Source organism: Pseudomonas sp. PvP089, from assembly GCF_017875165.1.
GTDB classification, from domain to species: domain Bacteria; phylum Pseudomonadota; class Gammaproteobacteria; order Pseudomonadales; family Pseudomonadaceae; genus Aquipseudomonas; species Aquipseudomonas fortuita.
Genome location: NZ_JAGGME010000001.1, coordinates 935,199 through 958,516 on the forward strand (window position 1 = coordinate 935,199; position 23,318 = coordinate 958,516).

The window sequence follows — 23,318 nt, forward strand, 5'->3', positions numbered from 1 at the left end:
GGTCAGTTCCTCCGTGCAACACCATCGGTGCGCTCGATCCGCACCACGTCGCCGCCATCGCCGCCCAGCCGCAGTTCGGCCGCGCCGAACAGGCGATCCACGACGTAGTACGGCGAGCGAAAACGGTAGTTCACCAGTTGCCCGTCGCCCTGCGCGCCGATGACAAACAGCGGCGGCAGCTCGCCCTGGGCGATGCCCGGCGGGAACTGGATATAGACCTTCTCTCCATCATCGAAGGCGCGCAGAGGCTTCCACGGCGGGTTGCTGCCCGATACCGCGTAGCGGAAGCGGATCTTGTCCAGCGACAGGCCCGTATCGACAGGCGTTGTTGCCTGCGCTGCCTGCGCCTGGCGCTGCAACGCGAGCATTCGGTCTTTCGGATAGTCCCAGGACACCGACGCCATCCATGCCCTCTCGGTCGAGGTCAGCTCCAGCAGGTAGGTGCGCCGACTGGTGGTGATGACGAGATTGGTTTTCAGACCGGAGCGGATAGGCTTGACCAGCACATTGACGCGCAGATCGGCCCCGCCGCCGCTGGACGTGTCGCCCACGATCCAGCGCACGGTATCGCCGGCGGCGACCGTTACCAGTTCCTCGCCCGGTTGAAGCGAAACCACCGTCACGCGCCCCGGCGACGCATAGACCTGATAAAGCGCGCCATCGGTGAACGGCCACACCTGAATCGCGTTGACGTAGCCCTCACGGGTAGGCGCGATACGCGCTTCTGCATTGGCACGGGAAACGCGCACCTTTTCGTCGGCCGGCTCCGGCGCAACGGGGGCCTCATCGAGTTCCGGCAGGGGCTTCAACTGCGCCGGCAGCGCCAGCGGTTCAGGGACGGCGACGACTTCGACGGGCTTGGGCGGTTCGGGCAACGGCTGGGCCAGCACCGTCTCGTCGAGCGAGATGGATGGCGGCGGCTTCCCCTGCGAGGCGCAGCCCGCGAGGGCCAGCAGCGTCAAAGGAACAACGTAAAGGCGGAAACGAAGTTTCATGGTTTGGCTCCTTCGGAAGAATCCAGTTCGCGGCTCCATGACAGGCCGTTGACGTAGATACCCAATGGGTTCTTGAGCAGGCGCTGTTCAGTACGCGGGGTTTGCAGGACGGTCGAAAGCACGGCGTTCCAGCGTTCGGTGCCGGCGGGCGCACCGTTGACATAGCGCTGCTCTGTCCAGCGCACGTTGAAAGACGTGTCGCTCGCGCGAACCACGCTGGTGATTTGCACCGTTACCGATTCCTTGCCGATGCGGGCGAATGGGTCATTGGTGCGGGCGTAGTCGTTGAGCACCGCCGCGCCCTTGTCGGTGGTGTAGTCGTAGGCATCGAGCCAGTTCTGCCGCACCACGATGGGGTCGATGGACAGCGAGCGAACCAGCGTCACGAAGCGCGCCAGGTGGTGCGCGATCTGCGCGTCGCCGGGCCGGTACGGCGTGGCGGCCTCTCCCACGGCGCGCACCTGCCCGGCTTGATCGACCTCGATGACATAGGGCGTCACGATGGACTGCGCCGAGCGCCACACCAGGCCGCCGGCCATCAACAGCGCGAGCACTAGGCAGCCGAAGGCCATCAGGCGCCAATTCTTCGCCTGCACGCGGGCGGAGCCGATACGGTCGTCCCACACCTGGGCGGCGGCTTGATACGGGGTGGCAGGCTGCGGCGTATCGGCGTAGCGCACCTGCGGTCGTTTGAATCGCATGGGTGTTCTCCTTGAAGGTTAGGTATCGGAATCCCGCAGGCTCGGGCCTTGCCCGGAGCCGCCGCCGTCGCCGCCGCGCAGCGTGTGGGCGGCAGTGGTCGCGGCATGGGTAGCCTGCTGGCGGCGGTGCATCCGCTTGGCCCAGGCCGGTTGCTGTTGCTTCTGCGAGCCTGCGGTGCCGTCTGCGGTCTGGCCGGGGCCAGCACCGTCGCTGCCGGCTTCTGTGCCGTTCCAGCCAGCGCGGAAGGAGTCGGCCACCTTCTGCCCAACAGCGGAAGCACCAGAGGTGACGCTGCGGCCTGCGGCTTGTGCGCCAGTCTTGGCGACATTGCCGAGGCCAGCCGCCGCGCCCTTGGCACCGCCGCCGGCCGCAGCGGAACCGGCCTGGAACGCCGATCGGGCACTGCCGGCCGCCGAAGTCGCGGCACGCGCACCGGCACCGGCCAGCTTTGCGGCCGCCGGGACCATTCGTGCCCCGGCCATGACGGCGCCGCCCACGCCCGTTACGGCGGCGCCGATGGCAACGCCGGTGCCGACAGCCCCGACCGCAGCACCAGCCATCGCGCCCGCACCAAGCTGTGGCGCACCGGACACCAGGCCGGTGGCGATACCGGGGCCGAAAATGCCCAGCGCCAGCAGCGCGAGCGAGGCCAGCATCACGACCAGCGCGTGGTCGATGGATGGTTCGTCGGGATGCACCTGGAACTCGGCGAACAGGCCTGAACCGATGCCGACGATGACGGCCAGCACCAAGACCTTGATGCCTGACGACACCACGTTGCCTAGCACCTTTTCCGCGAGGAACGAGGTCTTGTTCCAGAGTGCAAACGGGATCAAGACGAAGCCGGCGAGCGTAGTCAGTTTGAACTCGATCAGCGTGATGAAAAGCTGTACGGCCAGCACGAAGAAGCAGAGGATCACCACCAGCCAGGCGATGAACAGAACCACGATAGGGTCGATGTTCACGAACACCTCGGGGAACCCAGCCATGTCCCCGATCTGTTCCAGAATCGGCGCGGCTGCGTCGATGCCGGTCTTCGCCAGCCGGCCCGGCTGAAGGAAGTTCTCCATCGTGATGGCCGAGCCGGTAGCGGTAATTCCCAAGCCGGCGAACGAGCGGAACACGATGCTCGCCAGCCAGTTGAAGTTGCCGATGATGTAGGCGAACGCGCCGACACAGAGCACCTTGCGCAGCAGCTTGGCGATCACGTCGTCGCCCTGGCCGGTGGCGTGGCTCATGGCCCAATACAGGCCAGCGATCGTCATGTCGATGACGATGAGCGTGGCGGTGAGAAATGCCACTTCGCCCTGCAATAAGCCGAAGCCCGAGTCGATGTAGCGCGAGAACGTATCGAGGAAACGGTCGATGATGGTCACGTCGTTCATGGCGAATCCTCGGGCGGAGTGAGCGGAACGGCGCCCTCTGGCAATTCATCTGCGGGCGTATCGAAGCTCGGCGGAATCGGCGGGAGTTCAGCCAGCGAGTTGTATTCATCCGGCCCGGTATGGCCGGCGAAGAAGCGCCGCCGGAAGGCTTCAGCGGCGGCGCGGCAGGCATCCTCGCCCACGGCCTGCCGGTCGGCCGCGCATTGCCCGCGCAACGCCTTGAGCCGCACCGGATCTGCGGCCAGGGCGTCGGCCAGGTTCTCGGCCGGCTGCTGGCCGCACGCGGTCAGCAGCACGGCCATCAGGACGGAAGCGCATCGCATGGCCGCCTCCGGTCAGTTGTTATAGAAGTTGACGGACTGCGGCGTGTACGGCGTGCCGGTGCCCAGAAAGCGCCGCCGCACTTCGCGGGCGCGCTCCATAGCCGCCGCTTGCCGCGCCAGTTCCAGTGAAGCGGCCCGGTCTTGCGTGATCTGGAGCTGCTGCGCCTGGATCGACTGCTTGGCCTGCAAAGCCAGGAGCTGGTTCGTCGCCTGCATCGCTTGCAGCGCGCCGGTGGCCGACTGGCTCTGGCTCACGAGATCGGCCAGCGCGCTTTCGTCTTGGGCGAGGTTCTGCGACACCTGCGCCTGCATCCGCATCGCGGTGTGCAAGCCGTTCAAGGTGTTCTGCCAGCGTTCGCGGGCGTCCTGTGCCATGCGGTCGCCGCTGATGGTGGCGGCGTACTGTTCCGGGTACAGGCGGGCGAACGTGGCATCCATGCTCTGCACGTCGTAGGCCAAGCCGCGCGCCTCGGCGATCAGGCGCTCGGTGGTGGCGAGCGTCGAGCGCAGGCGGTTGACGATGTTGAAGTCGAGATTTGCCAGGTTCCTGGCCTGGTTCATCAACATCTGCGCCTCGTTCTGAAGCTGGTTGATCTGGTTGTTGATCTGTTCCAGCGTGCGCACGGCGGTCAGCGTGTTCTGCACGAAGTTGGACGGGTCGAACACCGTCAGCGCGGATGCGGGCTGCACGGCCAGCAGCGATACCGACAGCACGGCAGCGAGTGAGACAGAGAGCAAACGGGGCTTGGTCTTCATGGTGAAACCTCCAGCGGTTGAGAAGCGAGAAAGGAAGCTGCCGCCGGAGCGGACGGCAGCAGGTCGGCGGCCCAGCCGAGGCCGCGATGGCGCAGCCACGCGCCGGCGAAGCCGGGAGCGCCGGCCTGCGTCAGCACGCGGTCAATATCGCGTTGGTCTTGAGGGGTGGATGCGCCCGCGAATGCGAGCGCGACAGGCCCCAGGTCGAGGTCGAACAGGCGATTGCCGAGGCGCGACTGGTAGTAGTAATCGCGCTTGGGCTGTGCGGTCGCCACGATCTCAATCTGGCGGCTGTTCAAGCCGAAGCCTTCGTAGATCGTGCGAATCTGCGGCTCGGTGGCCTGCGGGTTAGGTAAGAAGATCCTGCTCGCGCAGCTTTCGATGATGGCTGGCGCGATGGTCGAGTCCTTGATGTCGGCCAGCGACTGCGTGGCAAAGATGACGCTGACGTTCTTTTTTCTGAGCGTCTTGAGCCATTGCCGGATGCGGGCCGCGAAGGACGGCTCATCGAGGAACAGCCACGCTTCATCGAGGATCAGCAGCGTGGGCGCGCCGTCAAAACGTTCGTCGAAGCGGGCGAACAGGTAGCGCAGCACTGCTTGCACGGCGGCGGGGCTGTGCATCAGTTCTTCCATCTCAAAGCCCTGCACGTCGGCCATGCCCAGCCGGTCGTGGTCAGCGTCCAGCAGCTTGCCGTGGGCGCCGCCCAACACATAGGGCGCGAGCGCTTGGCGCAGCGCGTTGGACTGCAATAACACCGACAAGCCGGTCATGGTGCGCTGCTCCACTGGCGCACCGGCAAGGCTTCGCAGCGCCGACCAAATGGCAGCCTTCTCGTCCGGGCCGACCGTCACGCCTTCGTGCAGCAGCCGGCCCTCCACCCATTCGGCGGCCCAGGTGCGGTAGCCCTCGTGGGCTATTCGCGCGAGTGGCTGGAAGGCGATGCCGCCATCGGCACCGAGGTCGTAGTGCTCACCGCCAAGGCCGAGGATGGTGGCGCGCATCGAGCGCCCCATGTCGAAGGCGAAGATCCGCGAGCCGAAGTAGCGCCGGAACTGCATGGCCAATATGGCGAGCAGCACCGACTTGCCCATGCCGGTCGGCCCGGCGACAAGGGTGTGCCCCACGTCGCCGATGTGCGTCACCAGCCGGAACGGCGTCGCGCCATCGGTGCGGGTGACGATCAGCGGCGGGCCATCGAGGTGTTCGTTCTTCTCCGGCCCAGCCCATACCGCTGACATCGGCATCATGTGCGCCAGGTTCAGCGTCGAAACGATGGGCTGACGCACGTTCGCGTATGCGTTGCCGGGGACGGACGACAGCCAGGCATCGACTGCGTTGAGGGTTTCGGGGATGGTCACGAAACCCCGGCCCTGGATGACGCGCTCCACCATGCGCAGCTTCTCGTCGGCCACGGCCGGGTCGGCGTCGAGCACCGTCACCGTGGCGGTGAGGTAGCCGAAGGCGACTTGATCGCTGCCCAGCTCCTGCAAGGCGGCATCGGCGTCGGCGGCCTTGTTGCTGGCATCGGTATCGACCAGCGGGCTTTCCTGCTGAAAGATCGTTTCGCGCAGCAGCGCGATGACGTTCTTGCGCTTGGCGAACCATTGGCGCCGCAAGCGCCCCAATTCCCGTTCCGCCTCGGCTTTGTCCAGGCACAGGAAGCGCGTACTCCAGCGATACGCAAAGCCCAGGCGGTTGAGGTCGTCCAAGATCCCCGGCCAGGTCGAGGTCGGGAAGCCTCGTACCGACACCACGCGCAGGTGCTGATCGCCCAGCATGGGCGCCAGGCCGCCGACCAGCGCGGCATCGGCCAGCAGTGCGTCGATATGGAACGGCACGTCGGGCACGCCGACGCGATAGCGCCGCGTGGAGACTGTGGCATGCAGGTAGGTCAGCGTCTGGCTATCGTCCAGCCAGGCAATCTCCGGCATCACACCATCGAGCAGGTCGAACACGCGATCGGTCTCTGCCACGAAGGAATCAAGCCGACCACGCCAGTCCACACCCTCAGTGGGCCGGTTCTCGTACAGCATCCCAGCCGCACGGGCGCGAGACTCTTGCGGCGGTAGGTGTTGCAACGTGAAGTGATAGACGCTCTCGAAATGGCCATCCGACTCCTCGAACGCCGCGCGTCGCTCCTCATCCACCAGCCAGGACAGTGGTTCGGGAAAGGAGGATTGCGGATAGCTCGATGCCCGCATCCGCTCGGCCTCGATATAGAAGGCCCAGCCAGACCCGGTACGGCGAAGCGCGTTGTTCTGCCGCGCCGACGTGGCAATCAGCTCGCCCTGTGTCGCACTGTCCAAGTCGGGGCCGCGAAACTGGAACGTGCGTTGAAACGAACCATCTTTGTTCAGCACAACGCCCGGCGCGACCAGCCCGGCCCAGGGCAGCCAGTCGGCAAGCAAGGCCGGGCGCTGACGATATTCGGCAAGGTTCAGCATGGCGTCCTCCCCTCACACGTCCAGAAGCGGGCGGTGTTTGATATGCCGCGCGAAGACCTGCATGAACTGCGGATCGACGCGCGCACCCCATACGGCCAGCGAGTGGCCGACGATCCAGAGCACCACGCCGGGAATCCACAGTTGCAGGCCCAGCCCGACGGCGGCGGCTAGCGTGCCGTTGGCAATCGCCACGGTGCGCGGCGCACCGCCCAGCAGGATCGGCTCGGTCAGCGAGCGATGCAGCGGCACTTCAAAGCCCGGAAGATCGGTGGCCTTACTCATACGACGGCCCCTCCGGAGAAGCTGAAGAACGACAGGAAGAACGAGGACGCGGCGAACGCGATGGACAGGCCGAACACGATCTGGATCAGCTTGCGAAAGCCGCCGCTGGTATCACCGAACGCCAGCGCAAGCCCCGTCGAGATGATGATGATCACCGCCACGATCCGGGCGACTGGCCCTTGGATGGATTCGAGGATGGAGGTCAGCGGCCCTTCCCACGGCATCGAGGAACCGGCGGCCTGCGCCGTGCCCGCCAGCAACAGCATCAGCGCGGCCAGCAGCAGCCCTTGCCCTGCGGGACGGGCCAGGTGGCGCAGCCGCGCCATGCTGGACAGGCGAGAAATAGGATTTACGGAAAGACGGAAAGCATCAACGTGCGTCATGGCAGTTCTCCAGGTTGGTCAGGGGTCGAGGAAGGCGCAGCGGCAGCGGCTGCAAGAGGAACCGGCGGCAGCTCGGGAAACGGCGTTTCCAGCGCATCTGTCAGGCGATAGCCCGCACCGTCGAAGCCGACGACACGGGAGATGGTTTCGACGTGACGTTTGCGGCCACGGCCTGCGATGTGAATCACCACGTTGACCGCCTCGGCGATCAGGGCGCGGGGCGGATTCACTGCCACTTCGAGGATCAGTTGCTCCAGACGCAGCAGTGCGCCCAAGGCGGAGCCGGCATGGATGGTGGCAATGCCGCCGGGGTGGCCGGTGCCCCAGACCTTCACCAAGTCCAGGGCTTCGCCGCCACGCACTTCGCCGACGATCACGCGGTCAGGCCGCAGGCGCATCGTGGCCCGCACCAGCTCGGTCATTGTGACGACGCCGGCGCGGGTGCGCAGCGGCACATGGTCGCGGGCCGCGCATTGCAGCTCGATGGTGTCTTCGAGCACCAGCACGCGGTCGCCTGTGGCGGCGATCTCGGCCAGCAGCGCGTTCGCCAGCGTGGTCTTGCCGGTGCTGGTGCCGCCGGCGATCAGGATGTTCTGCCGCTCGCGCACGGCGCGGCGCAGGAACTCGGCCTGCCCGGCGGTCAGGATGCCGTCGGCCACGTAGCGATCCAGGCCGATGATGCTCACGGCCCGCTTGCGTAGCGCGAAGGCTGGCCCCGGGGCGGCCGGAGGCAGGATGCCCTCGAAACGCTCGCCGGTTTCCGGCAACTCGGCGGTCAAGAGCGGCTGGCCGCGATGCACCTCCGCGCCGACATGCGCGGCGACCAGGCGGATGATGCGTTCACCATCGGCCTCGGGCATCTCCACGCCCAGCGGCGAGCGACCCGACGACAGCCGATCCACCCACAGGGTGCGATCGGGGTTGAGCATGATTTCCACAACATCCGGATCTTCGAGCGCAGCGGCGATCAGCGGCCCCATCGCCGTGCGCAGCATCTGGATGCGGCGATCCTGGGACGCCGCGGCGGATGAGCGAGATTCAGGCGGAATCTGCGGAACGGCACTCATGACGCACGCTCTGCAGCTCGCTCATCGGCGGACGCCATCGCTGCTGCGTCATCCATCCGCATCGGATCGGGGTGCAGTTCCTCCACCACGTCGCGCACCAGACTGCGGCCACGCAGCAGGTGGCGACCCAACTGCTCGACGAACTGCTCGAAGCGCGCTTTGCCCTGGGCGCGGGCCGCGTCCTTGTGGGCTTCTGGCACCGGCGTGCTGATGGTCAAGAAATAGCGGATGAACAGCGCCAGCGTTTCGATCTGGATGTTCTGGTCGCGCTCCATGCGTTCGGTCTGCCGCGACAGTCGATCCAGCCGCTTGGCAATGGCGGCCTCACGCTGGTCGCCCGCATCGGGTGACAGCCAGGACGCCAAGGCCGCTGCGACGATGGAGGACTTGGACACGCCTTTCTTGGCGGCAAGTTCATCCAGGCGCTTGGCGTGCTCGGGCTGGATGAAAAGATTGAGGCGGTATTGGCTCATAGGTCGATTCCGTCGTTGGGGTCGAGAGAAGCCAGCCGGGCCGTGCGCTGCATGGCCGGGTCGAGCTGGCCGGGAAGCGGGAGCGCCAGGTCGTCGTCATCGAGCAGCTCCAGGTCGTTCGCACACGCGTCCAACTCGGGCTCGTAGGCGACGGTTTCGGAGAGTTCGAGCTGGCGGCGCGGGCCGCCGTCATCGGTGCCGCCCGGACCATCGGCGGATACCGAGGTCGGCGCCGTAGGTACGGCCGGGATCGCCAAGCCGCTCCAGTCGTCGGGGCGGGCTGGCGGCGCGTCGGCGTACCTCCCGACTGCGAGCACGGGCGGTGGCAGGACGCGATCCTTGAAATTGGCGTCGACGTAGTAACGCAGCTTCTTCGCGCGGATCGGGGCAACGCTGGACACCATGACTACGGCGTCCTCAGGTGGAAGCTGCATCACCTCGCCGGGCGTCAGCAGCGGACGTGCAGTTTCCTGACGCGACACCATCAGGTGCCCCAGCCACGGAGCGAGGCGGTGGCCCGCGTAGTTGCGCTGCGCGCGAAGCTCGGTGGCGGTGCCGAGGGTTTCGGAAATCCTTTTCGCCGTCCTTTCGTCGTTGGTGGCGAAAGTCACCCGGACATGGCAGTTGTCGAGGATGGAATGGTTCTGCCCATACGCCTTGTCGATCTGGTTCAGGCTTTGAGCGATGAGAAAGCTGCGGATGCCGTAGCCGGCCATGAAGGCAAGCGCGGACTCGAAAAAATCGAGGCGACCCAGCGCCGGAAACTCGTCCAGCATCAGCAGCAGCTTGTGCCGGCGCGCGATGCCATCGCTGCCGTCGAGCGATTCGGTCAGCCGCCGCCCGATCTGGTTCAAGATGAGCCGGATCAGCGGCTTGGTGCGGCTTATGTCGGAGGGCGGCACCACCAGATAGAGCGATACCGGGTGCTCGGCGGAAATCAGGTCGGCGATGCGCCAATCGCAGCGCGATGTGACTTCGGCCACGGTCGGGTCGCGGTACAGGCCGAGAAACGACATGGCGGTGGAGAGCACGCCCGATCGCTCGTTGTCCGACTTGTTGAGCACTTCGCGGGCAGCGGATGCGACAACCGGGTGAGGCGCATCGCCCAGGTGCTTCGTCGTCATCATCCGGTGCAGCGTCAGCTCGAACGGACACGCCGGGTCGCTGAGGAAGTTGGCGACGCCGCGCAGCGTCTTGTCCTCGCCTGCGTACAGAACATGCAAGATTGCACCGACCAGTAGCGCGTGGCTGGTCTTCTCCCAATGATTGCGCTTCTCTAACGCACCTTCAGGGTCAACCAGAATGTCGGCGATGTTCTGCACGTCGCGCACTTCATGTGCGCCGCGCCGGACTTCAAGCAGCGGGTTGTAGGCGGCCGACTGCCTATCGGTGGGGTTGAAAAGCAGGCAGTGCGAAAAGCGCGAACGCCAGCCCGCCGTGATCTTCCAGTTCTCTCCCTTAATGTCGTGAATGACGGCGGACGCCGGCCACGAAAGCAACGTAGGCACCACCAAGCCCACGCCCTTGCCCGAGCGCGTGGGTGCGAAGCTCAGGACATGTTCCGGCCCCTCATGTCGGAGGTATTGGTCGTCGTGTTGGCCGAGGAAGACGCCCGCCGGGAGGGTCAGTCCAGCTTTGCGGATGTCGACGGCATCGGCCCAGCGTGCCGAACCATAAGTCGTAACCAGCCGCGACTGCCGAGAACGCCATACCGACATGGCGATGGCGACGAGTAAAGCGAACAAACCGCTACCACCCGCAATCGCACCGCCTGTGTCGAAGACGTGCGGCGCGTAGGCATCAAAGAAGAACCACCATTCGAACAAGCGCCACGGGTGATAAACCGGTACACCTAGAAGATCGAACCAGGGCGATCCGAGGCGTACTTGATAGCCAAGGGTCGCTGCTGTCCATTGTGTGGCGCCCCAGACGCCGGCGATCACGATGCCGATTACCACAGCGATCTGGCCGAACAGAACGTTCGTCCCTTGCATGACCTGTCCTCCGATTTCTCCTGCGCTGGTGTCTCATTGAAAGCGTTGCACAGGGGGTGTCGCAGGCGTCAGGATCGGTTCTGGGCTAGTGCCGGTCAAAGACCGTTCGCAGCACAATGGTCGAGGGAAAAGAAAGAATGAGCGCGGTGGCGAGTCAAAGAAAAGCGCCGCAAGCGAAAGCGCACTGCGGCGCATACAGAGTTCCAAGCAAGTTACCCAAAAAAAGCCGTCAATGGGCCTTGCTTCCACTCATAGGCAATATTTAGATATCATGAAAAACGATGATATTTAAGATTGGAATAAAAATGAAAAATATCAAGAGTATGGATCTCAACTTGCTCAAGGCGCTGGACGCATTGTTAGACGAACGCAATGTGACACGGGCGGCGGCCCGTCTGGGACTAACCCAGCCGGCCTTGAGTGGCATGCTGACGCGGTTGCGCGAGAGCTTCGGTGACCCGCTTTTCGCGCGCTCGCAGCGGGGTATCGTTCCAACGCAGCGGGCGCTGGATCTAGGGATGCCTGTCAAGCAGGTGCTCGCCGAAATCGACGCGCTGCTCCAGCCACCTTCCTTCAATCCGGCCACCGCACAACTGACCTTCTCCATCGCCGCGACGGACTATGCGCTGCGTGCCGTTGCTGTCCCATTTCTATCGGCACTTAAACGGCACGCACCGCGTGTACGAGTCTCATTAGTGCCAGTCGAGAGCGGGCAGCTACAGAACCAGCTTGAGCGCGGTCAGATCGATTTAGCCCTCCTGACGCCAGAGATCACTCCGCCAAATCTGCATGCCCGAGAGCTGTTCAAGGAACACTATGTGTGTGTCCTGCGGGAAGACCATCCTGCGGCTATGGGGCGCAAGCTGACCGTTAAACAGTTCTGTGCTCTCGACCATGCGCTTGTTTCCTACGATGGTGGAGGTTTCCGCGGCGTCACCGACGATGCGCTAGAACAGTTGGGCAAACGACGCAGCGTCACACTGTCGGTCAAGAGCTTTCTGATCTTGCCAGACATCCTGCGTGCCAGTGACATGGTTGCGATCTTGCCGAGCCGCTTGGTCGCCGGTATGGACAAGCTGGCTATCTCCCTGCCGCCGGTGAAGATACCGGGGTTCACCAAGACGGCTGCTTGGCACGAACGCACCCATCACGATCCAGCACATCGCTGGATACGAGCACTGCTGTTCACTTCCTGTGCTAACAACAAGTAGGCAAGATCGCTCCTATCGTCATGCTCAGCACAACTCTACCTCGCACTACAAATAAGCAATCAGTCGGCTCAATTGGAGACGCGCCCTTTCGTAGCGCCGCTGCGAGATAGCCTAGTCGGTGGATGGCAGAACCTAGGCCTTGATATCATATTTTATGATATCAAAAATAGAAACTTAGGATTTCACTTATTGCAGATGGAGGCTCATGATTTGCTCCATGACCACTTGAATGACGCAGCCACCCCTGTTGCGTCATCGACATTTTGTGAAGGAGCTTCGATATGAGCAAGCAACAGAACGCCATCCTCTGGCCCGAAGGCTACACGCCGGGCTTTACTGAGAATTTCGCCTCCAATGAGATCATCGCCGCCGGCTTGAGCGCGGCCGACGTATGGCCTCTACTCGTCACACCATCGCTGTGGCCAAGCTACTACGCCAACTCGGCTAACGTGTGCTTTCATGACGGCAAAGGCCCGGTACTGGCCGACGGCGATCGGTTTTACTTCGAGACCTTCGGCTTCCCGGTAGAGGGGCAGTGCAACGAATACGTGCCACCGTAAGCGTCCGGCGAACTCACCTTCCGAACTCCAGCATTAAGGGCGATGGTGTCCGCGTATTTTTAAGCGGACGCGATCACCCTTATCGCCAGGATTTCTATGCGCCAACGAAGCTCTTATCCGAAACCGTTCAAAGCCCAGGTCGTTCAGGAATGCCTGCAACCTGGCGCAACCGTGTCCAGTGTCGCCATCAACCACGGCATCAATGCCAACGTCATCCGCAAATGGCTGCCGCTCTATCGAGATCAGCCCGCAGCGGCTTCACTACCAGCTTTCGTCCCGCTAAAAGCCGCACCTAAACGGCCAGTCGAAGCGTCAGTGATCATCGAGTTGCCCGTGGCCGGGCAAGTGATCACGGTGAAATGGCCAGCCTCGGATCCCGAGGGTTGTGCGCAATTTATTCGGGCTTTCGCTCAATGATCCGCATCGATGCCATCTGGCTGGCCACCGAGCCGATGGACATGCGCGCTGGCACCGAGACAGCATTAGCCCGGGTGATTGCGGTGTTCGGTGCGGCGAAGCCGCACTGCGCTTATCTGTTCGCCAATCGCCGGGCTAACCGGATGAAAGTGCTGGTGCACGATGGCGTCGGTGTCTGGCTGGCAGCGCGTCGACTGAACCAAGGCAAGTTCCACTGGCCCGGCATTCGCCACGGCTGCGAGGTCGAACTCGACAGCGAACAACTCCAGGCGTTGGTGCTGGGCCTGCCGTGGCAGCGCGTCGGTGCAGGCGGTGTGATTAGCATGCTGTAAACGCCGGCCATTTGGCCGGTCTACTTGTCGTCGCCCCGCGCCTGCTCTGGCACAATCGGCGGCATGACTTTCTCGCCCAACCTCGACCAGATGACCCCGGAACAGCTTCGTGCCTTGGCGGCACAGGCGTTGCAATTGCAATCCCAGGTCGAGGCGATGAGCAGGAAGATTCAGAACGATGAAATCCTCATCGAACAGTTCAAGTTCGAAATCGCCCTGCTCAAACGGCACAAGTTTGCCAAGCGCAGCGAGCAAATCAGCCCGGCGCAAAGCAGCTTGCTGGATGACCTGCTCGACACAGACCTTGAAGCTATCGAGGCCGAGCTAAAACAGCTTCTCCCAGATGCGCCACAGGCCGAACCACGACAATCCCCGAAACGTGCGCCTTTGCCGCCGCAGTTTCCACGCACGGTGATTCGTCACGAACCCGAAAACACCCAGTGCGTCTGTGGCTGCCAACTTCAACGCATCGGCGAAGACGTCAGCGAGAAGCTGGATTACACGCCGGGCGTGTTTACCGTCGAGCAACATGTGCGGGGCAAATGGGCCTGTCGCCAGTGCGAAACCCTGATCCAGGCCCCGGTGCCAGCCCAGGTTATCGACAAAGGTATCCCGACCACAGGTTTGTTGGCCCACGTGATGGTGGCCAAGTTTGCCGATCACTTGCCACTGTACCGGCAGGAGAAAATCTTTGGTCGCGCCGGACTGGCTGCGGATTCCACGCTGACTCGGACACCCATTCCACGCGCATCCGGACAGTGATTCCACGCTGATCCGGACACTCATTCCACGAGCATCCGGACACCGACTCCACGGTCATCCGGACACTTTTCTGGCAGGCAGCCACGCAGGATTTATTCACTACCATCGATCTCTTTTTCGAAGCAGAGAGGTCGTTGTGGAGCGTTTATCCATGCGTAAAATCCGAGAGGTGTTACGCCTCAAGTTCGACTGCGGCCTGTCCGTGCGCAAGATCGCCCGCAGCCTGGGCATTGGCCACAGCAGTGCCGGTGATTACCTCTGCCGTTTTGCCGCCAGCGGCCTCACCTGGCCCTGTTCGTTGTCCGATGCCGAGTTGGAGCAGCAACTGTTCCCGCCGGCCCCGGCGGTTGCCAGTGAGAAGCGGCCTTTACCCGATTGGGCATGGGTGCATGCCGAACTGCGCCGCCCCGGGGTGACCCTGGCGCTGCTCTGGCAGGAGTACCGCCTGAGCCAGCCTCAGGGCTTTCAGTACAGCTGGTTCTGTGAGCACTACCGAGCCTGGCAGGGCAAGTTGGACGTGGTGATGCGTCAGGAGCACCGCGTCGGCGAGAAGCTGTTCGTCGACTATGCCGGCCAGACGGTGCCGGTTATCGATCGCCACAGCGGCGAGATCCGCCAGGCGCAGGTGTTCGTCGCGGTGCTCGGCGCGTCCAGCTACACCTTCGCCGAAGCCACCTGGTCGCAGCAGCTGCCGGACTGGCTAGGCTCCCATGCCCGCTGCTTCGCCTTCCTCGGCGGCGTGCCGGAGATCGTGGTGCCGGACAACCTGCGCAGCGCGGTGAGCAAGAGTCACCGCTACGAGCCGGACATCAACCCGAGCTACCGCGATCTGGCCGAGCACTATGGCGTGGCGGTGGTGCCGGCGCGGGCACGCAAACCGCGCGACAAGGCCAAGGCCGAAGTCGGCGTGCAGGTGGTCGAGCGTTGGATCCTCGCCGCACTGAGGAATCGGCAGTTCTTCTCCCTGGATGAACTCAACACGGCCATCGCCGGGCTGCTGGAGCGGCTCAACCAACGCCCGTTCAAGAAGCTGCCGGGCTCCCGGCAGTCGGCCTTCGACAGCCTGGATCGTCCGGCGCTGCGCCCCCTGCCGGAGCAACCCTACGTCTACGCCGAGTGGAAGAAGGCGCGGGTGCACATCGACTACCACGTCGAGGTCGATGGGCATTACTACTCGGTGCCGTATCAACTGGTGAAGAAGCAGCTGGAGGTGCGCCTGACGGCGCGCACCGTCGAGTTTTTCCACGCCAACCAGCGAGTGGCCAGCCACCTGCGCTCAATGCACAAGGGCAGGCACAGCACGCAGGCCGAGCACATGCCCAAGAGCCATCGCGAGCATGCCGAGTGGACGCCGCAACGGCTGATCCGCTGGGCCGAGCAGACCGGGCCGAACACCGCCGGCGTGATCCGGCACATCCTCGAACGGCGCATCCATCCGCAGCAGGGCTACCGGGCCTGCCTGGGCATCCTGCGCCTGGGTAAAACCCACGGTGAGGCGCGTCTGGAGTTGGCCTGCCGTCGCGCCATCAGCCTCGGCACGTGCAGCTACAAGAGCCTCGAATCGATCCTGCGCCAGGGGCTGGAAAACCTGCCGCTAGCTCAAACCAACCTGCCGCTACTACCGGACGACCACGCCAACCTGCGCGGATCCGCCTACTACCACTGACCCCAAGGAATCCCACCATGCTGCCCCATCCGACCCTGGACAAGCTGCAAACCCTGCGCCTGCACGGCATGCTCAAGGCGCTGAATGAACAACTGAAAACCCCGGACATCGACAGCCTGAGCTTCGAAGAACGCCTCGGCCTGCTGGTCGACCGCGAGCTGACCGAACGCGATGACAAGCGCCTGAGCAGCCGCCTGCGCCAGGCCCGGCTCAAGCACAACGCCTGCCTCGAAGACATCGACTACCGCAGCCCGCGCGGACTGGATAAGGCGCTGATCCTGCAACTGAGCAGTGGTCAGTGGCTGCGCGACGGCCTCAACCTGATCATCGGCGGCCCCACCGGTGTCGGTAAAACCTGGCTGGCCTGCGCCCTGGCCCACCAGGCCTGCCGGGAGGGCTACAGCGTGCGCTACCTGCGCCTGCCACGTTTGCTGGAAGAACTGGGTCTGGCCCATGGCGACGGCCGCTTCGCCAAGCTGATGAGCAGCTACGCCAAGACCGACCTGCTGATCCTCGACGACTGGGGCCTGGCCCCGTTCACCGGCGAGCAACGGCGCGACATGCTGGAGCTACTGGACGACCGTTACGGCCAGCGCTCGACCATCGTCACCAGCCAGATGCCGGTGGACAACTGGCACGAACTGATCGGCGATCCGACCCTGGCCGATGCCATCCTCGACCGCCTGGTGCACAACGCTTATCGGATCAATCTGAAGGGTGAATCAATGCGCAAACGGACGCAGAAATTGACGACGCCAGCCAACCCGGACTAACAATGCCACCCCTGCGTCGCTGCGCTCCGACTGCCTGTCCGAATGAGCGTGGAACAGGTGTCCGGATCAGCGTGGGCTGAGTGTCCGAATGGCGTGGAATCCGCAGACTGGCAATTGCTCGTTCGACCTTGGCGCAATGGGTCGGACAAACTGGCGTGAGACTTCAGCCGCTAGTTGATGCGCTGCGTGAAGCGGTGCTGAACCAGGGCGTGATCCACGCTGATGAGACACCGGTGCAAATGCTTGCGCCAGGCGAGAAGAAAACCCACCGGGCCTATGTCTGGGCGTACAGCACGACGCCGTTTTCAGGGCTCAAAGCGGTGGTTTACGACTTCAGCCCAAGCCGTGCTGGCGAACATGCGCGCAACTTCCTGGGTGACTGGAACGGCAAGTTGGTCTGCGACGACTTCGCTGGCTACAAAGCCGGTTTCGAACAAGGCATCACTGAAATCGGCTGCATGGCCCACGCCCGGCGCAAGTTCTTTGATTTGCACGTGGCGAACAAAAGTCAGCTGGCTGAACAGGCCCTGCACTCGATCAGCGGCTTGTACGAGGTCGAACGTCAGGCGCGGGACATGAGTGATGAAGAGCGCTGGCGAATACGACAAGAATTGGCGGTGCCGATCCTCAAAAAACTGCATGACTGGATGTTGGCTCAGCGAGACCTGGTGCCCAATGGATCAGCCACGGCCAAAGCCCTCGATTACAGCCTGAAACGCTGGGTAGCGCTGACGCGCTACCTGGATGATGGGGCTGTGCCCATCGACAACAACCAGGTCGAAAACCAGATACGGCCATGGGCACTCGGGCGCTCGAACTGGTTATTTGCGGGATCCCTGCGCAGCGGTAAGCGGGCTGCGGCAATCATGAGTTTGATCCAGTCGGCGCGCATGAATGGGCATGATCCGTATGCCTATCTCAAAGATGTGCTGACGCGGCTGCCGACCCAACGGGCCAGTGAGATCGGACAGTTGCTGCCGCATCAGTGGGTGCCGGCCTGACTTACGCAAGGTGAGTTCGCCGGACGCTTACGTGCCACCTGCGGATGGGCAACCCGGCCGCGTGGCCTGGCACGGCTGGTCCGGCGAGGAAGGCACAGATACGCGCCTGGATGTGCATCACGCCTGGCTGGTTGAGAACCTGGACGGCAGGCGCGTGCGCATCCTCACGCAGGAAACTCAGAAGGGCAAACCGGCCGAGGAGCTGCACAACGCCAAACCCAACCCGATGATCAACGGCCATCAGGACTGGCTCGACAGCTTGGTCGAGGCAGCGCGCAAAGCCAAGCAGGCGTAGTGGTCTCCGGCCGCTTGATCCCAAGCGTCTGAACGGAGAAAACCATGATGAGAACTCCCCTCAGGATTCTGCTGGTCCTGACTTCGCAGGCAACGATGGGCGACGAACTGCTCAACCGCGAATGGTTCCGCAGTCGGACCGAAGCGAAGGTGCTGATCGAACGTTGGCGACAGTTCTACAACGAGCAGCGGCCGCATAGCGCGCATGCTTACAAACCGCCGGCGACGATCCGGCGCAACTGGATCCAATCCGATAGCATCCCCTCCGAACTCACTGCCTGACTGGCTACAAAGTTCGTACTCAGGTCACCTTGGCGCAGGCACTGAAGGTGGAGCCACCCGGAATGGGTGCTCCCACCGCCTTACGCGCACTGGCTCGAACTCTCCCGAGGCGCCGGCAAGCTCGTCACATAGCGACTAGAGAGAGGAGGTGACCGTACGAGTTCCCAGCGCCCGATCCACTCTGGGAGCTGGGTCGCCTAGCGACTACGCTACCAATGGAGCTAGCGATCAACTCGATAACTTGAGCGTGATAACGCCCAGGATGATCAACGCCACGCCAAGGTATCGCATCAGGGAGGTTGGGTCGCCATAGAAATGAATTCCGACTAAGAAAGTTCCCGCCGCTCCGATACCCGTCCACACCGCATAAGCAGTCCCAATCGGTATCTGACGCTGAGCAAGCCATAGGAAGGCGCCGCTAATTGTCATGAAAGAGACGGCTACTGCGACCCCACTCCAACGCGATGTTGGCTCTTGCGCCATTTTCAGCCCGACCGGCCATCCGATTTCAAACAATCCAGCCAAAACAAGATAGATCCAACCCATTGCGATTCTCCTTCAAATTTTTCATATCCGGCATACATACTCCGGCATGACCACCAGCTTAGAACTTCGGCGGCTCTTTAGGCGTGGTGTGGGGCACATCGCCATCTTCGTAAAAGCGCTTTCGCGTAGCCTCGGCAACCCGGTTACATAGTTGGTCGCCCAGCATTGGTCGATCCAACTTGCATTGCTTGCGCAACTCTTTCAGACGCTCAGGATTGAGCGCTAATTCATCGACTGTCGGAAGGTTGGCTTTATCTGGTTTCCCAGATGGGCTGCAGGCTGCCAATGTCGAGGAAAGCAATATGAGAGCAATCTTCTTCATGGTTAATTTTCTTTGGGAGATTGTGTGATGGTTTACCGCCGACCTTTGGCATCTGGAGATTTGATCGAATGAACGCGTTCCATGAAGCGAGTCAGCATTTCTGACGGCTCGCTGGCCGGCCGTAGTAGATAGGTCGTGAGCATTGGCGAACGTCCAGTCAGCGGCCGTGCGACCACCCCCTGTTCCCTGCTGGCTGTGATATGCGCGCCTCCTGTGAGGCCTAGTGCAAGTCCCGCCGAAACCAGGACCATCATTAGATCGCTGGAAGTCACGCGTTCGGCAATCAGTGGCTCTATGTCCACGCGACGTAGCACCCGTTCAACTTGCCGAGCATGGCCCTCACACGCCACCGCGTCGCAGAGCACCAGCGGATACCGCAACAGCTCTTCTAGGGGAATCTGTTTGTGGGATAGCAAGGGGTGCCGTGCGGGCACAGCTACCATCAGAGGGTCACTCCACACCGGCACGGCGATGATGCCTTCGCCGACTTCATCCGATTGAGCGAAGCCGAGATCGTACAGTTCGCCACACAATCCCTTGATTTGCTGTGCCAAAGGCACCTCGAAGAAGCGAACTTCCACTTCCGGCTCTTCCTGCCGGCAGAGCGCCAACAACGCAGGCAGGCGCGATGGCGTGATTCCATCAGACAATGCAATACGGAGCTGGCAATGAAAGCCATTGGCTGCGGCGTTCACACTGTCGCGCGCCTGCTGCAAAGCTGCGAAGACACGCGGCACGCTCTCAAAGAAGAGCCTGCCCGCACGAGTCAAGCGGGTGCTCCGAGTGGTTCTCGCAAATAGCGCTACGCCCAACTCTTCCTCAAGTTCCTTGATGGCGCGCGACAGCGGCGATGTCTCTATGTGGAGGCGCTCTGCGGCTCGGGCAAAGTGCAGCTCCTCTGCCACCGCCAGAAAGTAGCGCAGGTGTCGAATTTCCATGTTCGCATTCCTCATCACTCAGGCCTCACCACCTTCGCCTTGCGTCACGCTATTTAGCTAGCCTTCGCAAGCTGCTCCAGCATGTTTCTGCGATCAAACAGGAGAGCCGGATAATGCTTTTGCCAGGACGCCCCATTGCATGGCTGTCTCGGCCCGCGTGCGGATCAGCGAAGCCTGCGCTGACAGCACCCCGGCCTCAGCCTCGGCCACCACCGTGGCGTCCACTTGTCCCGCCTCGAACAGACGTCGGCTGCGATCGAGCTGACGCTCCGCGACTGCGACACCCTCGGCCTGATGCTCCAGTGCTGCGTGCTGCGTATGCCAACCGAGATATGCGTTCTCTACGTCCTGCAAAGCACTCAACAAAGTGCGCTCGAACTCCGCACGGGCAGCTCGGCTGCGCGCCTCTCCGGTCTCGATGCCGGCACGGATCGCGCCACCATCGAAGATCGGCAACGACACCCCGGCCCCAAGTGAAAAAATGTTTCCAGTGATGCGGGTTCCCACACTCTCTACGCGCTGCCGTCCGCCGCTCAGGTCCAACACCAGCCTGGGGAAGCGTTCGCCTTCGGCTGCGTTCCAGCGCGCGGTTTCGGCGGCGAACTTCGCTTCGGCGGCGCGCACGTCGGGCCGCTCACTCAGCAGGTCCGCAGGTATGCGTGTCGGTGTCCAGTCCGGGACGGCGAGCGACGCAAGAGTTGGGGAAGCTGCAGGCGCTCCGGGCGTTTGTCCCACTAGTACATCGAGTGCATGCGTCGCCTCGCCGCGCGCACGCCGCAGTTGCTCTTGCTCCACGCGCAGTGCGACGACGCCGGCGCGGGTACGCTCGATGTCGAAGCCGGTAGCTTGTCCGGCCTCGAACTTCCGTTGCATCAGCAAGACGAGTCGTTCTGCGGATGCCAGCCGCGCCGCGGCTAGCGCTTCGAGCTCACTGGCTTGGCGCTGCTGCACAGCCGCCGACACTGTTTCAAACGCGACCTGCCACCGCGTGGCAACCCACGCTTGTTCGGCTGCCACCGCATCCAGGCGCGCACCTTCTGCTGCCTGCGAAAGCCGTCCCGACAGGTCTGCCTCCCACGATGCGGACAACGTGGCGCGGCCATCATTGCCGATTGCAACGTTCTCTGAATAGTCGCGTCCTCGAGTTGCCTGCGTGCCCGCGGACAACGAGGGGAGCAGGGAGGCCCGTGCTCGCCGCGTGGCGGCCGATGCCTCGTCCACGCGCGCTCGCGCAATCGTCAGTTCGGTATTGCGCTCCAGCGCCGCCCGGACCAAGGCATTGAGGTGCGGATCGCCGTAGGCCGTCCACCAATCGACGGGAAGAGTACGGCGGGACGATTTGTCCAAGATGCCTTCACCTCCCTCTTCATTTGAGAAATGGGCCGGTACATCCAGGCGAGGTGGATCGGCAGAGTGCGGGGCATGGCTGCAGGCCGCAAGAAGCAGTAGCGGAGAAATCATGGCAATGAGGCGATAGCGTTCAAGAATTTGAGACATGGCAGCTCCTTGCGCTCCGAAAAAGTCTTGACGGACTGTTGTATGGCTTCTACTATACCGTCTGGACTGTATATGACTCAAGCTTTTTTGGAGCACGACCATGCCGCCCCGCGCGAAAACAAAGTTGCCCCCCCCGTCCACTGCCCATAGCAGCGCCGATGCGCAGCCCGGCCTCCAGCAAGGAGCCCAGCGAACTCGCGACCGCATCCTGCAGGCCGCCCGCGAACTGGTGCTGGAGGAAGGTGCCAGTCGCTTGACACTGGACGCCGTCGTTGTGCGGGCCGGGTTGAGCAAAGGGGCGTTTCTCTATCACTTCAAGACCAAACGCGATTTGTTCGTGACACTGATCGACGAGATGATCCGGGCGTTCGACGCGGTACAAGCCAATCACGAGCGCAGGTTTGCCGGAGATCCGGACCCCTGGCTGTCGAGCCAGGTGGAAGCGATGCCCGACGACGAGATGCAGAAGATGGGCGCAGCGCTGCTCGCGGCAGCTGCGGAAGATCCAACACTTCTCGACCCACTGCGCGAGTGGTACCGCGTGCAGTACGAACGCGTGCGTCGATCCCCGCGTGGCACCGAGACCGCGGCACTCATCATGCTGGCATTGGATGGCGCCCTGTTCGCCGATCTTCTGGGTTTGCCAATACTCGCACCCGCAGAGCGGCGGCATTTCTTTCGGGCGCTCCAGGATCTCGCCTCGGGCCATCTCGAACTTGTCCCGGCAAAAGGACGCACATGAGTCGCGTCCGTAGCGGTGTCATGACCGCGTGCGCACCGCGCTCCTTGGCGGTTGCTTGCACACTATCCATTTCGACTCTGCTCTCAGGGTGCGGAAACTCGCAATCCACCGTATCCGAGCCTCCGCGCGCAGTGAAGCTCGCCGCCGCGCAGTCGGATCTCCCGCATAGCTCTCGCATCGAATTGACTGGCTCGGCGCGAGCAACCGAGCGCAGCATCCTAGGATTTGAAACAGGAGGACGGATCGCCAAGTTGAACGTCGACGTGGGTGAACGGTTCTCCCGCGGCCAAGTCCTGGCAGAACTTGATGCGCAACCTGACCGGCTTCGCGTGACACAAGCGCAAGCATCCCTGGCGGCCGCCGAAGCCGGCCTGATGGATCGACGTGTACAGACAGATCAACAGCGCCGGTTGCTCGAAAGCGAAGTCATCTCCCCTGCTGCGTTCGAGAGCGCGAAGGCGCAGCTAGCGGTCGCAGAGGGTCAAGCGCGCACTGCCAAGGCGGCGCTTGGCCTGGCCGAACGAGCACAACGTGGCACGATGATCGTCGCTCCTTTCGATGGTGTCGTGGCGGAAAAGCTGGCTTTGGCGTTCACCGACATTGCTGCTGGTGCGCCGGTATTTCAGGTCGACGGCGTGCGCAGTGGCACTGAGATCATCGCGAACGCGTCTACTACACAGGCACCTCACATAGATGTCGGCCAACGCGCAGAACTGAGCTGGAGCGGAGCCGAACAACCAATCCGAGCGGTGGTACGTCGTGTCGGTCTGCGCGCCGAAAATGGCTCGCTCCTACCCGTGGTGCTAGTGCCTGAAGATAACGCGCAAGCGCGCGCACTTCGGCCAGGTATTCCCGTACAGGTCGTGCTCGACGCACCTGCGGCAACCTCCAAGACCTCTCGGCCCGAGACTGTATCCATACCTTATGCCTCGCTGGTGCTCGGCACGAAGCCGGGCGAGGCTTCCGTCTTCGTCTACACCCCTGAAGATAAGAAGGTGCACCGTCGCGCGGTGCGCTTCACGCCGGTACAGGAAGGAGACAGCGCGCGCGTCCTCGCTGGACTCAAGCCCGGCGAGACGGTGGTTGCCGCCGGAGGAGGATGGCTCACCGATGGACAGCCAGTGACACCACTGGAAGCCACCACTCAATTGACCAAGCGCTAACGCGA

At 63.0% G+C, this 23,318-nt stretch carries 24 protein-coding genes and 3 pseudogenes; 12 read left to right on the forward strand and 15 right to left on the reverse strand.

All coding sequences use genetic code 11. The annotated features are described in order from the left end of the window. Window positions 1–2: 2 nt before the first annotated feature. Genes trbG through J3A71_RS04305 form a run of 11 tightly spaced genes read right to left on the reverse strand, consistent with a single transcriptional unit; the run spans window position 3 to window position 10,807 of the window. Window positions 3–995: a P-type conjugative transfer protein TrbG gene (trbG, locus tag J3A71_RS04255; RefSeq protein ID WP_000776560.1), complete on the reverse strand. Its 993-nt coding sequence runs from the start codon at window positions 993–995 to the stop codon at window positions 3–5. Beyond that, complete coding sequence (gene trbF / locus J3A71_RS04260; protein ID WP_001211312.1) at window positions 992–1,696, reverse strand: conjugal transfer protein TrbF; 705 nt, start codon at window positions 1,694–1,696, stop codon at window positions 992–994. Before trbF ends, trbG begins: the two co-directional genes overlap by 4 nt. A gap of 18 nt (window positions 1,697–1,714) precedes the next feature. Beyond that, window positions 1,715–3,082: a P-type conjugative transfer protein TrbL gene (gene trbL, locus J3A71_RS04265; RefSeq protein WP_209953645.1), complete on the reverse strand. Its 1,368-nt coding sequence runs from the start codon at window positions 3,080–3,082 to the stop codon at window positions 1,715–1,717. Next, a complete protein-coding gene (locus J3A71_RS04270; protein WP_014603538.1) occupies window positions 3,079–3,405 on the reverse strand; it encodes a hypothetical protein in 327 nt (108 codons plus the stop codon). The genes trbL and J3A71_RS04270 overlap by 4 nt, the downstream gene beginning before the upstream one ends. Window positions 3,406–3,417: 12 nt before the next feature. After that, on the reverse strand, window positions 3,418–4,161 hold the full coding sequence (trbJ, locus tag J3A71_RS04275) for a P-type conjugative transfer protein TrbJ (RefSeq protein ID WP_003092277.1): 744 nt from the start codon (window positions 4,159–4,161) through the stop codon (window positions 3,418–3,420). Further along, a complete protein-coding gene (gene trbE / locus J3A71_RS04280; RefSeq protein WP_000933135.1) occupies window positions 4,158–6,608 on the reverse strand; it encodes a conjugal transfer protein TrbE in 2,451 nt (816 codons plus the stop codon). The genes trbJ and trbE overlap by 4 nt, the downstream gene beginning before the upstream one ends. A gap of 12 nt (window positions 6,609–6,620) precedes the next feature. Beyond that, window positions 6,621–6,890: a VirB3 family type IV secretion system protein gene (locus tag J3A71_RS04285; RefSeq protein WP_003092280.1), complete on the reverse strand. Its 270-nt coding sequence runs from the start codon at window positions 6,888–6,890 to the stop codon at window positions 6,621–6,623. Then, window positions 6,887–7,273 carry a TrbC/VirB2 family protein gene (locus J3A71_RS04290; protein ID WP_000150010.1) on the reverse strand — a complete coding sequence of 129 codons (387 nt, stop codon included), beginning with the start codon at window positions 7,271–7,273 and terminating at the stop codon, window positions 6,887–6,889. Before J3A71_RS04290 ends, J3A71_RS04285 begins: the two co-directional genes overlap by 4 nt. Beyond that, the gene (trbB, locus tag J3A71_RS04295) at window positions 7,270–8,340 is read right to left on the reverse strand and encodes a P-type conjugative transfer ATPase TrbB (protein ID WP_023093367.1); all 1,071 of its coding nucleotides are present in this window, start codon (window positions 8,338–8,340) and stop codon (window positions 7,270–7,272) included. The genes J3A71_RS04290 and trbB overlap by 4 nt, the downstream gene beginning before the upstream one ends. Further along, complete coding sequence (locus J3A71_RS04300; RefSeq protein ID WP_000085131.1) at window positions 8,337–8,813, reverse strand: ribbon-helix-helix protein, CopG family; 477 nt, start codon at window positions 8,811–8,813, stop codon at window positions 8,337–8,339. Before J3A71_RS04300 ends, trbB begins: the two co-directional genes overlap by 4 nt. After that, a complete protein-coding gene (locus J3A71_RS04305; RefSeq protein WP_001163195.1) occupies window positions 8,810–10,807 on the reverse strand; it encodes an IncP-type conjugal transfer protein TraG in 1,998 nt (665 codons plus the stop codon). The genes J3A71_RS04300 and J3A71_RS04305 overlap by 4 nt, the downstream gene beginning before the upstream one ends. Before the next feature lie 305 nt (window positions 10,808–11,112). On the opposite strand from J3A71_RS04305, the gene J3A71_RS04310 reads away from it, so the two are divergent. The 10 genes and pseudogenes from J3A71_RS04310 to J3A71_RS04355 all read left to right on the forward strand — a co-directional run. After that, complete coding sequence (locus tag J3A71_RS04310) at window positions 11,113–12,018, forward strand: LysR family transcriptional regulator (protein ID WP_023093368.1); 906 nt, start codon at window positions 11,113–11,115, stop codon at window positions 12,016–12,018. A gap of 281 nt (window positions 12,019–12,299) precedes the next feature. After that, window positions 12,300–12,578 (forward strand): hypothetical protein, encoded by a 279-nt coding sequence (locus tag J3A71_RS04315; protein WP_245353430.1) that lies wholly within the window; start codon window positions 12,300–12,302, stop codon window positions 12,576–12,578. A 96-nt stretch (window positions 12,579–12,674) separates the two neighbouring features. After that, the gene (locus J3A71_RS04320; RefSeq protein WP_010954361.1) at window positions 12,675–12,995 is read left to right on the forward strand and encodes a transposase; all 321 of its coding nucleotides are present in this window, start codon (window positions 12,675–12,677) and stop codon (window positions 12,993–12,995) included. Next, window positions 12,992–13,327 (forward strand): IS66 family insertion sequence element accessory protein TnpB, encoded by a 336-nt coding sequence (gene tnpB / locus J3A71_RS31290; RefSeq protein ID WP_004575513.1) that lies wholly within the window; start codon window positions 12,992–12,994, stop codon window positions 13,325–13,327. Before J3A71_RS04320 ends, tnpB begins: the two co-directional genes overlap by 4 nt. Before the next feature lie 63 nt (window positions 13,328–13,390). Further along, window positions 13,391–14,053: pseudogene (locus J3A71_RS04330) on the forward strand (IS66 family transposase zinc-finger binding domain-containing protein); the annotation flags it as partial. A gap of 187 nt (window positions 14,054–14,240) precedes the next feature. Continuing rightward, complete coding sequence (gene istA / locus J3A71_RS04335; RefSeq protein WP_019437638.1) at window positions 14,241–15,755, forward strand: IS21-like element ISPpu7 family transposase; 1,515 nt, start codon at window positions 14,241–14,243, stop codon at window positions 15,753–15,755. 17 nt (window positions 15,756–15,772) lie between these two features. After that, window positions 15,773–16,528, forward strand: coding sequence for an IS21-like element ISPpu7 family helper ATPase IstB (gene istB, locus J3A71_RS04340; protein WP_019437637.1), 756 nt, complete (start codon window positions 15,773–15,775; stop codon window positions 16,526–16,528). 107 nt (window positions 16,529–16,635) lie between these two features. Beyond that, window positions 16,636–17,529, forward strand: a pseudogene (locus J3A71_RS04345) (IS66 family transposase); the annotation flags it as partial. Window positions 17,530–17,560: 31 nt separating this feature from the next. Next, window positions 17,561–17,824 (forward strand): hypothetical protein, encoded by a 264-nt coding sequence (locus tag J3A71_RS04350; RefSeq protein ID WP_245353429.1) that lies wholly within the window; start codon window positions 17,561–17,563, stop codon window positions 17,822–17,824. A gap of 95 nt (window positions 17,825–17,919) precedes the next feature. After that, a pseudogene (locus J3A71_RS04355) lies at window positions 17,920–18,105 on the forward strand (integrase core domain-containing protein); the annotation flags it as partial. A gap of 228 nt (window positions 18,106–18,333) precedes the next feature. On the opposite strand, the gene J3A71_RS04360 reads toward J3A71_RS04355, so the two are convergent. The 4 genes from J3A71_RS04360 to J3A71_RS04375 form a co-directional block, all read right to left on the reverse strand. After that, a complete protein-coding gene (locus J3A71_RS04360; RefSeq protein WP_000539741.1) occupies window positions 18,334–18,651 on the reverse strand; it encodes a multidrug efflux SMR transporter in 318 nt (105 codons plus the stop codon). Window positions 18,652–18,709: 58 nt separating this feature from the next. Next, window positions 18,710–18,973 carry an EexN family lipoprotein gene (locus tag J3A71_RS04365; RefSeq protein WP_000717310.1) on the reverse strand — a complete coding sequence of 88 codons (264 nt, stop codon included), beginning with the start codon at window positions 18,971–18,973 and terminating at the stop codon, window positions 18,710–18,712. Window positions 18,974–19,005: 32 nt separating this feature from the next. Next, window positions 19,006–19,911 carry a LysR family transcriptional regulator gene (locus J3A71_RS04370; protein ID WP_000405670.1) on the reverse strand — a complete coding sequence of 302 codons (906 nt, stop codon included), beginning with the start codon at window positions 19,909–19,911 and terminating at the stop codon, window positions 19,006–19,008. Between the two features lie 93 nt (window positions 19,912–20,004). Continuing rightward, window positions 20,005–21,408, reverse strand: coding sequence for a TolC family protein (locus J3A71_RS04375; protein ID WP_000078291.1), 1,404 nt, complete (start codon window positions 21,406–21,408; stop codon window positions 20,005–20,007). Between the two features lie 100 nt (window positions 21,409–21,508). Here J3A71_RS04375 and J3A71_RS04380 point away from each other — a divergent pair, with 100 nt between their 5' ends. Both J3A71_RS04380 and J3A71_RS04385 read left to right on the forward strand, forming a co-directional pair. Continuing rightward, window positions 21,509–22,150 (forward strand): TetR/AcrR family transcriptional regulator, encoded by a 642-nt coding sequence (locus tag J3A71_RS04380; protein WP_023093369.1) that lies wholly within the window; start codon window positions 21,509–21,511, stop codon window positions 22,148–22,150. Between the two features lie 131 nt (window positions 22,151–22,281). Next, a complete protein-coding gene (locus J3A71_RS04385) occupies window positions 22,282–23,313 on the forward strand; it encodes an efflux RND transporter periplasmic adaptor subunit (protein ID WP_225984323.1) in 1,032 nt (343 codons plus the stop codon). Window positions 23,314–23,318: the final 5 nt, after the last annotated feature.